At 61.1% G+C, this 12866-nt stretch carries 14 protein-coding genes; 8 read left to right on the forward strand and 6 right to left on the reverse strand.

Translation table 11 applies throughout. The annotated features are described in order from the left end of the window. Positions 1-84 precede the first annotated feature (84 nt). Positions 85-612, forward strand: a complete 528-nt coding sequence (locus ACS4RR_RS10470) for a DUF6886 family protein (protein ID WP_222386289.1) — start codon at positions 85-87, stop codon at positions 610-612. Positions 613-724: 112 nt separating this feature from the next. Next, the gene (ligA, locus tag ACS4RR_RS10475) at positions 725-2881 is read left to right on the forward strand and encodes an NAD-dependent DNA ligase LigA (RefSeq protein WP_456190066.1); all 2157 of its coding nucleotides are present in this window, start codon (positions 725-727) and stop codon (positions 2879-2881) included. A gap of 31 nt (positions 2882-2912) precedes the next feature. Here ligA and ACS4RR_RS10480 read toward each other — a convergent pair whose 3' ends face one another. Further along, the gene (locus ACS4RR_RS10480; protein ID WP_222386287.1) at positions 2913-3449 is read right to left on the reverse strand and encodes a GNAT family N-acetyltransferase; all 537 of its coding nucleotides are present in this window, start codon (positions 3447-3449) and stop codon (positions 2913-2915) included. A gap of 280 nt (positions 3450-3729) precedes the next feature. Between ACS4RR_RS10480 and ACS4RR_RS10485 the strand changes: the two genes are divergently transcribed. After that, positions 3730-4320: a 3'-5' exonuclease gene (locus ACS4RR_RS10485; protein WP_222386286.1), complete on the forward strand. Its 591-nt coding sequence runs from the start codon at positions 3730-3732 to the stop codon at positions 4318-4320. 76 nt (positions 4321-4396) lie between these two features. Next, positions 4397-4891, forward strand: coding sequence for a CreA family protein (locus tag ACS4RR_RS10490; RefSeq protein WP_456190067.1), 495 nt, complete (start codon positions 4397-4399; stop codon positions 4889-4891). On the opposite strand, the gene ACS4RR_RS10495 is transcribed toward ACS4RR_RS10490, so the two are convergent. Both ACS4RR_RS10495 and ACS4RR_RS10500 read right to left on the reverse strand, forming a co-directional pair. After that, entirely contained in the window at positions 4892-6043 is a 1152-nt protein-coding gene (locus ACS4RR_RS10495) for an epoxide hydrolase family protein (RefSeq protein WP_222386285.1), read from the reverse strand. A gap of 176 nt (positions 6044-6219) precedes the next feature. Next, positions 6220-6690 carry a chemotaxis protein CheW gene (locus ACS4RR_RS10500; protein WP_003541378.1) on the reverse strand — a complete coding sequence of 157 codons (471 nt, stop codon included), beginning with the start codon at positions 6688-6690 and terminating at the stop codon, positions 6220-6222. Between the two features lie 324 nt (positions 6691-7014). On the opposite strand from ACS4RR_RS10500, the gene ACS4RR_RS10505 reads away from it, so the two are divergent. Beyond that, entirely contained in the window at positions 7015-7617 is a 603-nt protein-coding gene (locus ACS4RR_RS10505) for an SCO family protein (protein ID WP_222386284.1), read from the forward strand. Positions 7618-7685: 68 nt separating this feature from the next. Then, on the forward strand, positions 7686-8564 hold the full coding sequence (locus ACS4RR_RS10510; protein WP_170276409.1) for a 50S ribosomal protein L11 methyltransferase: 879 nt from the start codon (positions 7686-7688) through the stop codon (positions 8562-8564). 402 nt (positions 8565-8966) lie between these two features. On the opposite strand, the gene ACS4RR_RS10515 is transcribed toward ACS4RR_RS10510, so the two are convergent. After that, on the reverse strand, positions 8967-9140 hold the full coding sequence (locus ACS4RR_RS10515; RefSeq protein WP_222359857.1) for a hypothetical protein: 174 nt from the start codon (positions 9138-9140) through the stop codon (positions 8967-8969). 278 nt (positions 9141-9418) lie between these two features. Between ACS4RR_RS10515 and ACS4RR_RS10520 the strand changes: the two genes are divergently transcribed. Beyond that, positions 9419-11254, forward strand: a complete 1836-nt coding sequence (locus ACS4RR_RS10520) for an aminopeptidase P family protein (RefSeq protein WP_260296592.1) — start codon at positions 9419-9421, stop codon at positions 11252-11254. 68 nt (positions 11255-11322) lie between these two features. On the opposite strand, the gene ACS4RR_RS10525 is transcribed toward ACS4RR_RS10520, so the two are convergent. Further along, positions 11323-11631, reverse strand: a complete 309-nt coding sequence (locus ACS4RR_RS10525; RefSeq protein WP_017965080.1) for a branched-chain amino acid transport AzlD family protein — start codon at positions 11629-11631, stop codon at positions 11323-11325. Positions 11632-11634: 3 nt separating this feature from the next. Next, a complete protein-coding gene (locus tag ACS4RR_RS10530) occupies positions 11635-12366 on the reverse strand; it encodes an AzlC family ABC transporter permease (protein WP_456190068.1) in 732 nt (243 codons plus the stop codon). A 133-nt stretch (positions 12367-12499) separates the two neighbouring features. Between ACS4RR_RS10530 and ACS4RR_RS10535 the strand changes: the two genes are divergently transcribed. Next, positions 12500-12745 carry a DUF2164 domain-containing protein gene (locus ACS4RR_RS10535; protein ID WP_033181033.1) on the forward strand — a complete coding sequence of 82 codons (246 nt, stop codon included), beginning with the start codon at positions 12500-12502 and terminating at the stop codon, positions 12743-12745. The last annotated feature ends 121 nt before the right edge of the window (positions 12746-12866 follow it).

Below are 12866 nucleotides of genomic sequence, written 5' to 3' on the forward strand. Positions count from 1 at the left end.
TGTTTCCGCTTAGGCAGGTGGGATGACATTGATCCTGCGGCGCGATATGCGCTGAAGCTTCCCGATCGGCGGCGAGCTCATGCCATGCGGCTTTTCCATTTCAGCGACGATGCCGGTATCGCGGCGTTCGAGCCACGCCCGGTTCGCGTTCCGTCAGACCGCGCGCCCGGCCGAGAATGGCTGAACGGTCCGCTCGTCTGGGCAATCGATGCCGATCATGATTTCCTGTATCTCTTTTCGCGCGATTGTCCCCGCATCCTGCTCTGGGCGACAGCTGATACGCCGGAGACCGAACGGCGGCACTGGCTCGGCGACTGGCGCGCCGTCGCCTATGTCGAGCGCCGTTGGCTGGGAAGGCTCGAAGCGGAGACGATCCATCGTTACGAGATGCCGGCCGAAGGCTTCGAGGCTCTGGATGATGCGGGCATGTGGGTGGCGCGCAGACGTGTCATTCCGATGGAGAGGACCGCCATCTCGCGGCTCGACCAGGAGTTTGGGCCGCGTAGGGTGGAGCTTCGGATGGTCGATAGCCTGCGGCCGTTGAAGAACCTCTGGAACACCAGCCTGCATGTCAGTGGCATCCGGCTGCGCAATGCCAGGGATTGGGAATAGGCGCGGGAAAGCGATCTTGCCTATGCAGTATATCCAGCCGCTCTTTTCATCCGGCAATTTTGCTCTAAAAACAATCCAGATTTTCTGGCCAGATTCTCTGGAGTGATGTTCTATGCCCACCGAAGGTTCCACCGTCGACACGTTGACGATCGAAGAGGCTGCCGCCGAGCTGGAACGGCTGGCAAAGGAGATCGCGCATCACGATGCTCTCTACCACGGCAAGGACCGGCCGGAGATTTCGGATGCCGATTACGACGCACTGAAGCGCCGCAACGATGCGCTGGAAATGCGGTTTCCCGAGCTGATTCGCGAGGACAGCCCGTCGCGGCATGTTGGCGCAGCGCCCTCCGTCACCTTCGCGCCTGTTGTTCATGCGCGGCCGATGCTGTCGCTCGACAACACCTTCTCGCAGGAGGACGTGCAGGATTTCGTCGCCGGCGTCTATCGCTTCCTCGGCCGGCTGCCGGATCAGTCGATCGCCTTTACCGCCGAGCCGAAGATTGACGGCCTCTCGATGTCGATCCGTTACGAGAACGGCAGGCTGGTGACGGCCGCGACGCGCGGCGACGGCACGACGGGCGAGAACGTCACTGCCAACATCCGGACCATCGCCGAAATCCCCAACGAGCTGCCGAAGGGCGTTCCCGCCGTCGTCGAGATCCGCGGTGAGGTCTATATGGCTAAGAGCGACTTCCTGGCGCTGAACCGGCAGATGGAGGCGGAGGGCAAGCAGACCTATGTCAATCCGCGCAACACCGCGGCCGGGTCGCTGCGCCAGCTCGACGCCAAGGTGACGGCAAGTCGCAAGCTGAAATTCTTCGCTTATGCCTGGGGCGAGATGTCGGAGATGCCCGCCGATACACAGTTCGGTGTGGTGCAGACCTTCAAGGACTGGGGTTTTCCGGTCAATCCGCTGATGAAAAGGTTGAACTCGGTCGCCAACATCCTGGCGCATTATGACGAGATCGGGCTCAAGCGCCCGGATCTCGACTATGATATCGATGGCGTCGTCTATAAAGTCGACAGTCTCGAACTGCAGGCCCGTCTCGGCTTCCGCTCGCGTTCGCCGCGCTGGGCGACGGCGCACAAGTTTCCTGCCGAGCAGGCTTTCACGATCGTCGAGAATATTGACATCCAGGTTGGCCGCACTGGCGCCTTGACCCCGGTGGCGCGTTTGACGCCGATCACGGTCGGCGGCGTTGTCGTCACCAATGCGACGCTGCACAACGCGGATTACATCAGGGGCATTGGCAATAGCGGCGAACGCATCCGCGACGACGAGCACGATATCCGCATCGGCGATACCGTCATCGTCCAGCGCGCAGGTGATGTGATCCCACAGGTGCTCGACGTCGTCATGGAGAAGCGGCCGGCCGAGGCCAGCCCCTATGAATTTCCGAAGACCTGCCCGGTCTGCGGTTCTCATGCCGTGCGTGAAAGACATGAGAAGACCGGCAAGCTCGATTCGGTCACCCGCTGCACCGGCGGCTTCATCTGCAGGGCGCAGGCCACGGAGCATCTGAAGCATTTCGTTTCGCGAAACGCCTTCGATATCGAGGGCCTCGGCTCGAAGCAGATCGACTTCTTCTTCGAAAATGAGGACGCGTCGCTGCAGATCCGCACCGCGCCCGATATCTTCACGCTGGAGAAGCGTCAGCAGCAATCGCTAACCAAGCTGGAGAATATCGACGGCTTCGGCAAGGTGAGCGTCGGCAAGCTTTATGCGGCGATTAACGAACGGCGCAGCATTGCGCTCCACCGCTTCATCTACGCGCTCGGCATCCGCCATGTCGGCGAGACCACGGCGAAGCTCTTGGCGCGCTCCTACGGCACCTATGCCGCCTTTGAGACGGGGATGCGCGAGGCCGAGACACTTGCCGGCGACGCTTGGAACGATCTCAACGCCATCGAGGGCATCGGCGAGGTCGTGGCGCGGGCTATCGTCGAATTCTACAAGGAGCCGCGCAATGTCGAGGTGATCACCCGACTGCTTGAGGAAGTGACGCCCGAGGAGGCCGAGCAACCGAAGACGGCAGGCAGTCCGGTTGCCGGCAAGACGGTGGTTTTCACCGGCTCGCTGGAAAAGTTTACCCGCGACGAGGCAAAGGCGAGGGCCGAAAGTCTCGGCGCCAAGGTGGCGGGATCGGTCTCGAAGAAGACCGACATCGTCGTCGCCGGCCCCGGCGCCGGCTCCAAGCTCGACAAGGCGCGCGAACTCGGCGTGCAGACGATGGACGAGGATGAATGGCTGGCGCTGATCAGCGGCTGAGGGGCTGACGGCAAGCCGCCAACCCGTTTGCTCATTGCCTGAGCCGCGCCATCGTATAGGCGTCGACATACTCGCCGGATCGAAAGCCGAAGGCCTTCAACAGGCCTTCCTGCTCGAAGCCGAATTTCCGGTAGAGGCCGATGGCGACGTCGTTGTCGGTGTAGACGGTCAGTTCCAGCCGTTTGATATCGAGCCAGTCGTCGGCAGCGTCGATCATCGCGCCGAGCAGGATCCGCCCGAAGCCGCGGCCGGTGAAATCGTCATGCACGCCCATGCCGATGCTGGCGACGTGCTGCCTACGGCCGGAGAGGCGGTTAAGGCCGCCATTGCCGACGATCCTGCCATTTTGGGTGACGACGAGGTTGAGCGCGCCTGGCGACGGGTTTTCCATGTGCTTGCGAACCTCCTCGACCCGCTGGTAGGGCGGCCTCAAGGTGCCGGCCCGGTAGCCCGGCAGATTTATGAGATCGGTGATCTCCTCTGCATCGGACAGGCGGACGGCACGCACGAGGATGCCATCTGGCAGGCGCGCTCGGCCGCGAGGTTCATTCTCTTCGTTTTCGGACATTCATGCTCTCCATCGGTTTTACGAGGAGAGCCGGTTTCCGAAACCCTGCTCGCCTCGGCAGGGTCTTCGGGATGATCGGATCGCTGCTAACGCGCCATCGCTCCCGCGTACCCTTCGAGGGTCGTGGTGTGATGAATAAGCGCTGCCATGGTAAGGGAAACGATCATGGCAGCAAGTTTCGGTATGTGGGCTAAAAAGTCAACCTTGCGTCGTGTCGAATTTGCACGGCCGGAAGCGGGGCGGTATTCCTGTTCCCGAAGAAACGATTCGGGTTACTGCATTGAAGACCATCGCAATTGACTTCGAGACGGCGAACGAACAGCGCGGCAGCGCCTGTTCCGTCGGCCTTGCCTGGATCGAGGACGACAGAGTGACGCGCGTCGAGGAGCGGCTGATCCGACCGCGGGACATGCGCTTCTCCGGGATGAACATCGCAATCCATGGCATCCGGCCGGAGCATGTCGAGGATGCGCCCGAGTTTCCCGAGGTGATGGACGAGTTCGAGGAAGATTTTCGCGACGCGACGATGATCGCGCACAATGCCGCCTTCGATTTCAGCGTCTGGCGGGCGAGCCTCGATCTCTACCGGCAATCCTATCCGGAGCTTACCTATCTCTGCAGCCTGAAGATGGCGCAGCGAATCTGGCCGCATTTCGTCTCGCACCGGCTGAACCTGATCGCCGAGCATCTCGGCCTGCGTTTCGTGCACCACAACGCCGCCGAGGATGCCGCGGTCTGCGCGGCGGCGGCGATCGAGATGGCGAAAGCGCTAAAGGCCAATGCCGTTCACGCGATACCGGCGCTGATCGGCATGCGGCCCGGCCGGCTGACGGCGCGGGCCTACGAGCCCTGCACCTGCCGGAAAGGCTGATCCCTTCCGCGAGCTCCATTTCTTGCAAAGCATGGGTGCATGCTTATCTAGAATGCGGATTATTCAGGGAGCCGCCATGTCCAGACTGCGCAATCTTCTCCTCGCCGCCTTCTCTTTCGCCGCCGTTTCCGCAGGTACTGCCTCGGCCGAAGTCGTCGGCAAGGTCGGGGTCGACTGGATCGGCAACGACATCGTCGTCGAGGCGGTCTCCGACCCCGAGGTCAAGGGCATCACCTGCCACGTCACCTATTTCGACCGCAGCCTGATCGACCGGTTCAAGAACGGCAACTGGTTCGAGGACCCGTCCAACAATTCCATTGCCTGCCGGCAGACCGGGCCGATCGAGATCGGCAATATCGACCTGTCCAAGGATGGCAGCGAGGTGTTCCGCCAAGGCATGTCGCTGATCTGGAAGACCCTGGTCGTCAACCGCATCTACGACAAGACGAACGACACGCTGATCTATCTCGCCCATTCGCGCGAACTGACCGACGGTTCGGCGAAGATGTCGATCTCGACCATTCCGCTCTATGGGCAGAACGTTGTCTGGAAGAATGGGAGGCCGCAGTGATCAGCGCGTCCTGAATGGGCGGAAATAAGCGCGGATATCTTCGGCCAGAAGCTCGGGCCGCTCCATGGCGGCAAAATGGCCTCCCTTCGGTATTTCGGTCCATCGCCTGACGTCATAGACGCGTTCGACCCAAGAGCGTGGCGGCTGGGGCAATTCCCTTGCGAAATGCGCCACGCCGAGTGGCGGCAGGACGCGTTCGTTCGCCTTGAAATGCATCGGCCGCTTTCGGCTTTCCTTGTAGAGCCTAAGCGACGAATCCAGGGTGCCGCTGAACCAATAGATCGAAATCTCGATCAAGAGGGCGTCGAGAGAGAACGTCGTCCTGATATCGCCGTCGCTCCACGCCTGAAATTTTTCACTGATCCAGGCAGCGAGGCCAATGGGCGAATCCGTCAGTGCATAGGCAAGCGTCTGCGGCTTCGTTCCTTGCATGTGGGCGTAAGCGCCTTCGCTATCGGCCCATTGCGCGGCGCGTTCGAGAAAGGCCTGTTCCTCCGTCGAAATCGGTGCCTGTCCCGCGCCCAGCGGCGGCCGGTAGCTCCCCGGAATATAGTTCAGGTGCAGCGCTGTCGTATTCTGTGGAAAACGGTAGGCGAGCCAGCTCGAAACGGCCGCGCCGATATCGCCGCCTTGCAGGCAGAAGGTCTCGTATCCCAAACCCTGCATCAGTTTCAGCCACAGTCCCGATATTTCATAGGGGCCGATCCCGGCTGAGCCTGGCGCCTGCGAGAAGCCGTAGCCCGGAAGGGACGGCACGACGACATCGAATGCATCAGCAGGGTCGGCGCCATGTGCTGCAGGATCCGCCAGCATTGGGATAATCCCCTCCATTTCGAAGAAGGAGCCCGGCCAGCCGTGCGTGAGGATGAGTGGCAGTGGCGAGGGCCCGTTTCCTCTCTGGTGGACGAAATGAATCGACAGGTCATCGATCTCGGCAATGAACTGCGGAAGCGTGTTGAGGCGCGTCTCCTGCGCGCGCCAGTCGAAATGGTCTTTCCAATAGGCGAGGAGCTCCTTGAGAAAAGCGAGACTTGTTCCGTCTTCCCAGCTGTCGGCGTCGAGTGCTGGCGGCCATCGCGTCGAGCGCAGGCGCCGTTGCAGGTCGTCGACCCGATCGTCGTCGATGTTTATCTTGTAGGTGCTGACACGCATGGAAGGCTCCTGACCGGGCACTTTATCGGAGGGGGAGGTAGTCTCCGTCCGAGCAATTGGAAGGTGACGGCGTGTCCGTCTGCTTGCGGCACCTTGCGCTGCCGGTCCGTTAAATACAAAAAAACCGCCCGCAGCGATCGGCTGCAGGCGGCCTTCCGATCGAGGAGCGGTTGTTCTTATGCGGCCTGTGTCAGCTCGTCGGCAATAACCGTGTCGAGGTTCAAGAAGCAAACCATGGTCTTTTCGAGAGCGACGATGCCGCGGCAGAAGGCGCGCTGGGCTTCCGGGATGATTTCCGGCGGCGGCTGCAGGTCTTCACTCTTGATGGTCATCATGTCGGAAACCTGCTCGACCAGCAGGCCGACCAGCTTGCCGGCGATGTCGGTGACGATGATCGCCGAGCGCTCGGAGGGCTCGGTCATCTTCATGCCGAGGCGGCAGGCCATGTCGATGACGGGGATCACCGCACCGCGCAGATTGATGAGGCCCAGCACGTAGGGCGGGGTGTGCGGCATCGGCGTCACCGGCGCCCAGCCGCGAATTTCGCGGATAGCCATGATGTCGATGCAGAATTCCTGATCGCCCAGGTGGAACGAAACGATTTCGAGATAAGCGCCCGACTGCTTGATGGCGTTATTGTTGTTCATGGTCAGAATTCTTCCCAGTTGTCTCCGGCGGGAGAGGCGATGCAGAACCGCTGTTAAATATAGATGTGACGGCTTAAGTCTTTCCTAACGATATGTATTTTCCGATTATCCGCCGCTCTAAAGGCAAGCTATTCACAAACACGCCATTTTTGATCCGCGCAGATTCCCGACGTCGGATTTCGCTGCCGTTGCAGTTTCTATCGGTGAGACAATTAACCACCGGTCAGAAAACATATTCTTGAATTGCGCGCGTCCGGTCGAGGCTATAATCACGCGGGGCAAGGGGGGGCCGGTACATCTCCGCCCGGATCGAGGATCATGCCAATGAAGACATTCCGCATCGCCGTCTGGGTCGGTGTCCTGATACTTGCCGGGTTTCTTGGTGCCTACACGCTCAACCTGACGAAGTCGAGGGACATGGTGGCCGAACCGCCCTTCGGCGTGCCCTTCACTCTGGTCTCCCAAAGCGGGCAGCCGATCACCGAGCAGGCGTTGCGCGGTAAGCCGACGGCGCTGTTCTTCGGCTTTACCCATTGCCCGGAAGTCTGCCCGACGACACTTTTCGAGTTGAACGGATGGATGGAGAAGGTGGATCCGAAGGGCGACAAGCTACAGGCCTATTTCGTGACCGTCGATCCGGAGCGCGACACGCCTGAGATCATGAACGAATACGTCTCCAATGTTTCCAAGCGCATCATCGGCATTTCAGGCGCGCCTGACAAGATCGCCGACGTCATCAGGGGTTTCCGCGTCTACGCCAAGAAAGTGCCGGTCGACGAGAAGGATCCGAACGGCGACTACACGATGGATCACACCGCCTCGGTCTTCCTGCTCGATTCGGCCGGGCGGTTTTCCGGAACGATCGCCTATGGCGAAAACCCGGACACGGCGGTAAAGAAGCTGGAGAATCTCGCCAGCAAGGGGTGACAGCTTCAGCGTGATGGGGCGTTGGCTCGACCGGCGGCGGGCAACGGAAACGGGAAAGACCGCCTATCGTGAGTGAAATCCGCCTTTACGTGACGACGACCGAAAGCAAGGCCGAAGAGATCCTCGACCTTCTGAGCGCGGTCTTCGGTGAAGAAGACTTTGCCATCGGCACCACGGAGATCGATGAGAAGAAGGATATCTGGGAAGCCTCGATCTACATGATGGCCGAGGACGAGGCGGAGGTGCAATCCCGCGTCGAGGACGCATTGAAGGCCTCTTTTCCCGATGCCCGGCTGGAGCGGGAAGTCATCCCCGAGATCGACTGGGTGGTGAAATCGCTGGAGGGGCTGAAGCCCGTCCGGGCAGGGCGCTTCCTGGTGCATGGCTCGCATGACCGCGACAAGATCCGCCCCGGCGACATCGCCATCGAGATCGATGCCGGCCAAGCCTTCGGCACCGGCCATCATGGCACGACGGCGGGCTGCCTCGAGGTGATCGATGCCGTGTTGCGCTCGCGCCCGGTCCGCAACGCGCTCGATCTCGGCACCGGCAGCGGTGTGCTGGCGATTGCGGTGCGCAAGCTCAGGAACATACCGGTGCTGGCGACCGACATCGATCCGATCGCGACGAAGGTGGCGGCCGAGAACGTGCGCCGCAACGGCATCGCCTCGGGCATCGTCACCAGGACAGCGCCGGGCTTCCACTCGACGGCCTTTTCCGAGCACGGTCCCTTCGATCTCATCATCGCCAATATTCTCGCGCGGCCGCTGATCCGCATGGCACCGAAGCTTGCGACGCATCTTGCGCCTGGCGGATCGGTTATTCTCTCCGGCATCCTTGCCGGGCAACGCTGGAAGGTGATTGCCGCCTATAGTGGCGCGCGGCTTCGCCACGTCAGAACCATCTGGCGCAACGGCTGGGTGACCATCCACCTCGATCGGCCTTGATGAAGGCGAGAGTTGGGGAGGCGAATGCGGTGTCCTCTTCTCCCCAGCGGGGAGAAGTGCCGGAACGATAGCGAGGCGATGAGGGGGTGAGCGGCGAAGCCGCGAATGCGCAGAGCGCAGCGAAGGGTAATGAATTGCCTGCCGTGTGGCCTCCTCGTCCGACCCTTCGGGCCATCTTCTCTCCGAGGGGAGAAGATGGAGCAAGCTGCGACCGGATCATTCCACAGGATAGCGTACCTCCCAAGCCTTGTTGAAGATAAGAAAAAGGCGGTGCCAATGGCACCGCCTTCGACCGGTCTATCCGGTCAATGCCCGCGAGCTCAAGGGGAGGAGCGCTCAAGCGGGCTCTACTGCATTCCAATAGGCCGGTCCGGGAGGGAGGAGACGGACTGGCTTTCAGGCTTAGAACGCGTAGCTGGGGGCGCCCTTGTGGCGCGTGGCCCGCTGGCCGGCGCCGAGCAGCTTGAGGCTGTCCTCGTTTTGCGGGCGGCGGGCGCCGATCACGTGACGCACGGTCTGGCGTTCGCCAGCCTGCATCGGGCTGCTATATGCGAAGCGCGAGAGAGAGGCGGTCATTTCAAGAATTCCTTTGTTATAGGTTCATCGCGAACCGTTCGATGACGCCTATATAGCTATTCTGAAATGCGGAGGCAGAGGGTTTCGCTCATGGGAGCCATGCGGCCAATGCATAAAGCGTGCCAAATTAACTTTTGGCGTCACAGTTCCGTCAAAATGTTGAGCGGTCCCAGGGCTTTCGACTCGCTTGGTCGCTTTTTCTCCCCATCAGTTGAAATTTCGCTAACATGGCCGGCATCCCATTAACCGGATTCGTCTCAATTATTCGGGTTTCCAGCATGTTCCAGTCTTTCGAAGTCACTTCCACGCCGCAATTCGGCAGGGATCGCGTATCGGCGCTGCGCGCCGGTTTCGATTCGCTCGGCATCGACGCCTTTCTCGTGCCGCGCGCCGACGAGTTCAACGGCGAATATGTTCCCGCATGTTCGGAGCGCTTGGCATGGCTGACGGGCTTTACCGGTTCGGCCGGTATTGCGCTCATCCTGCGCACGCAGGCGATCGTCTTCGTCGACGGGCGCTATGTGACTCAGCTTGCCGAACAGGTCGACGGTTCGGTCTTTTCGGGCGGCGACCTCGTGAACGAACCGCCGCACCTCTGGCTTGCCGCAAACGGCGGCAAGGGCCTGCGGCTAGGCATCGACCCATGGCTGCATGCGGGTGCAGAGGTGCGCCGTCTGGAAAAGGCGCTTTCGCAGATTGGCGGCACGCTGGTCTTCCTGCCGCACAATCCGCTCGACAGGCTTTGGAGCGACCGGCCAACCGAGCCGCTCGGCGCGGTCAGCATCCAGAACCTCGCGCAGGCCGGCATGCTGGCCAGGGACAAAATCGCGACGATCGCCACCGATCTTTCGAAGAAGAACCTTGCGGCGGTGCTGATCGCCGATCCTTCTTCGGTTGCCTGGGTCTTCAATATCCGCGGCGCCGACGTGCCGCACACGCCGCATCCGCTGGCGCGCGCCATCATTCATGCCGACGGCCGGGCAGAGCTCTTCCTCGACAAGCGCAAGACCGGCATCGAGCCGGAGGCCTATCTCGCGCAGATCTGCACACAATTGCCGCCCTCGGCGTTGGAGGAGAGGCTTGCCGCCGTTTCGCGAGATGGCGGCCGCGTGCTGATCGACCCTGATATCGCCGCCTATGCGCTGGCGGAGATCATCCGTAAGGCGGGCGGCGAAGTGGTGGAGGGCGCCGATCCCGCCAAGCTGCCGCGCGCGGTGAAGAACGACGTCGAGATCAACGGCTCGGCCGCCGCACATCTGCAGGACGGGGCGGCGATGGTGGAATTCCTCTGTTGGCTGTCGCAGACGAAGCCTGGCACGGTGAGCGAGATCGCTGCTGCCGAGCATCTCGAAGCGGCGCGTGCCCGCGTCGGCCAGAGCATGCAGAACCCTCTGAAGGACATTTCCTTCGACACGATTTCGGGCGCCGGCGAACATGCGGCGATCATGCATTACCGCGTGACGACCGAGACCAACCGGTTGATCGAGGCCGGCGAACTCTTCCTGATCGATTCGGGTGCGCAATATATCAACGGCACGACAGACATCACCCGCACCGTCGGCATAGGTACGGTATCGGAAGAGCATCGGCGCTTCTTCACGCTGGTGCTGAAGGGGATGATAGAGATCAGCACGGCACGTTTCCCGAAGGGCACGCGCGGCTGCGACCTCGATCCGCTGGCGCGCATCGCGCTGTGGCGGGCCGGCGCCGATTTCGCTCACGGCACAGGCCACGGCGTCGGCTCCTATCTCTCGGTGCACGAGGGGCCGCAGCGCATCTCCAGGCTTTCGACGCAGGAACTGCTGCCCGGCATGATCCTTTCGAACGAACCGGGTTATTATCGGCCCGGCAGTTTCGGCATCCGCATCGAGAACCTGATCTATGTGCGCGGGGCCGAGGAGATCGAGGGCGGCGACGCGCCGATGCTCGGATTCGAAACGCTGACTTTCTGCCCGATCGACCGCAGCCTTGTCATTCCCGAGCTTCTGACCCATGACGAACTGCACTGGTTCAACGACTATCATCGCCGCACATGCGAGGCGCTGATGCCGCTCATCCACGATCACGATGTCAGGGCGTGGCTCGAACACGCGACGCTGCCGCTGGAATATTGAGAGAACGGCATTACGGCGTCGGCGACGCTATAATGCCTTGAGTTTCTGCGCCGGCTTCGGGCCGGTGCTCAGGCGCCGATCGTGTGGCGCCAGGTCATCACGACGATCCAGGCGGCAACCAGCATCCATGTATGGGTGAAGCGCAATCCGATGAAGAGGGCGGCGATCAGCGCCAGCTTCGATTCCCAGCCGCCGATGAAGAAGGCGGGTGCGACGAGCGTCGTCAGCACGGCCGCCGGAACGGCATTCAGCGCCGCCTCCATGCGCGGGGGAATACTTTTCATTCGGGTGATGAGGATATAGCCGCCGATGCGGGTGGCGAAGGTGGCGGCGGCTGCGGCGAGGATAACGAGCGCCATGTGAAGATCGAATTCCATGGCTCAGACCTCGTGCACTTCGGATTGAAGGGCGTCGGCTTCGAGATCTTGCGGTTGCGGCGGCAGCGGCAACAGGGCGGCAAGCACGATGCCAACGGCGGCACCGAGGCTGACATGCCAGGGCGAGCCGACGTGGCGGTAGGCGAACACGGATGCCACCGCGCTGACGAGCGCCACGGGCAGGAAATTGTCTCGCTTGCGGAAGCCGAGGACGATGCCGAGGAAATAAGCCGGCAACAGGATGTCGAGGCCGATGGCCTTGGGATCGCCGATGAAACCGCCGAGCAGGCCGCCGGCGATGCTGATCAGCACCCACGGAATGTAGATGATGATGGCGAAGCCGAAATACCAGGCGAAGGTGAGTTGCCGGCCGGCCTCGGCGCGCTTGACTGCTTCGGCGAATTGCGGATCGACGAGGAGGAAAAAGGTAAAGAATTTCTGCACCGGCGTGAAATGGCCGATGTAGCGCGCCAGCGCCGCCGAGTAGAGCACGTGGCGGAAATTGACGGCGAGGATCGACAGTACGATCAGCCAGGCGTGGACATTGTGACCGAAGAGTTCAATGCCGACCATCTGGCTGGCGCCGGCATAGACGGTGGCGCTCATGAAGGCGGCTTCGGAAAGCGACATGCCATTTTCGACCGCCAGCGCTCCGAAGAGAGCGCCAAAGGGCGCCGATGCCAACGCAACGGCGGAGCCGCCCCGCAAACCTTCAACAAAGTCGGCGCGATTCATGCGATCTTGTCCAGTTGGAATTCAAGTTTTCCCTTATGGTCTACGGCTTGCGACGGCAATTGAATTTCCTTGATTGACCAATCGATTTTGCTGAACCATCAAAGTCCCGATCGCATTCGGCAAAGAGGCAGCTATGAAAAAGATCGAATTTTCCAAGGAAGAAAAGGCTGAAATCGTTTCGCGCATCCGCGCTTATTTCGACCGGGAACTCGATCCCATCGGTGCATTGCCGGCTGAATTCCTGCTTGACTTCTTCGCCGAGGAGATCGGGCCGTACTTTTACAATCGAGGGCTACGAGATGCCCAGGCCGCATTATTGCAGAGAATGGACGACGTCGCCGAGGATATCCATCTGCTTGAGAGGGAGGAAAAATTCTAAAGCGCGTCGCGATCTTCAAATTCGCTTGTCGCGCTTAAACCGCTGCACAGTTTCGCGCGACATGCTTCAGCGCCCTGAAACCAAAAGAGGCCTTCACTTAACGCCAATTTATTTCTGCGCC

The sequence above is a fragment of the Rhizobium zaerense genome, from assembly GCF_051810725.1.
Lineage (GTDB): Bacteria > Pseudomonadota > Alphaproteobacteria > Rhizobiales > Rhizobiaceae > Rhizobium > Rhizobium leguminosarum_I.

What these genes read in the sequence shown, in the direction of transcription:
- ACS4RR_RS10470 (WP_222386289.1), top strand. Translation starts at nt 85, where the DNA reads ATGCGGCTTTTCCATTTCAGCGACGATGCCGGTATCGCGGCGTTCGAG.
- ligA (WP_456190066.1), top strand. Translation starts at nt 725, where the DNA reads ATGCCCACCGAAGGTTCCACCGTCGACACGTTGACGATCGAAGAGGCT.
- ACS4RR_RS10480 (WP_222386287.1), bottom strand. Translation starts at nt 3,449, where the DNA reads ATGTCCGAAAACGAAGAGAATGAACCTCGCGGCCGAGCGCGCCTGCCA.
- ACS4RR_RS10490 (WP_456190067.1), top strand. Translation starts at nt 4,397, where the DNA reads ATGTCCAGACTGCGCAATCTTCTCCTCGCCGCCTTCTCTTTCGCCGCC.
- ACS4RR_RS10495 (WP_222386285.1), bottom strand. Translation starts at nt 6,043, where the DNA reads ATGCGTGTCAGCACCTACAAGATAAACATCGACGACGATCGGGTCGAC.
- ACS4RR_RS10500 (WP_003541378.1), bottom strand. Translation starts at nt 6,690, where the DNA reads ATGAACAACAATAACGCCATCAAGCAGTCGGGCGCTTATCTCGAAATC.
- ACS4RR_RS10505 (WP_222386284.1), top strand. Translation starts at nt 7,015, where the DNA reads ATGAAGACATTCCGCATCGCCGTCTGGGTCGGTGTCCTGATACTTGCC.
- ACS4RR_RS10515 (WP_222359857.1), bottom strand. Translation starts at nt 9,140, where the DNA reads ATGACCGCCTCTCTCTCGCGCTTCGCATATAGCAGCCCGATGCAGGCT.
- ACS4RR_RS10520 (WP_260296592.1), top strand. Translation starts at nt 9,419, where the DNA reads ATGTTCCAGTCTTTCGAAGTCACTTCCACGCCGCAATTCGGCAGGGAT.
- ACS4RR_RS10525 (WP_017965080.1), bottom strand. Translation starts at nt 11,631, where the DNA reads ATGGAATTCGATCTTCACATGGCGCTCGTTATCCTCGCCGCAGCCGCC.
- ACS4RR_RS10530 (WP_456190068.1), bottom strand. Translation starts at nt 12,366, where the DNA reads ATGAATCGCGCCGACTTTGTTGAAGGTTTGCGGGGCGGCTCCGCCGTT.
- ACS4RR_RS10535 (WP_033181033.1), top strand. Translation starts at nt 12,500, where the DNA reads ATGAAAAAGATCGAATTTTCCAAGGAAGAAAAGGCTGAAATCGTTTCG.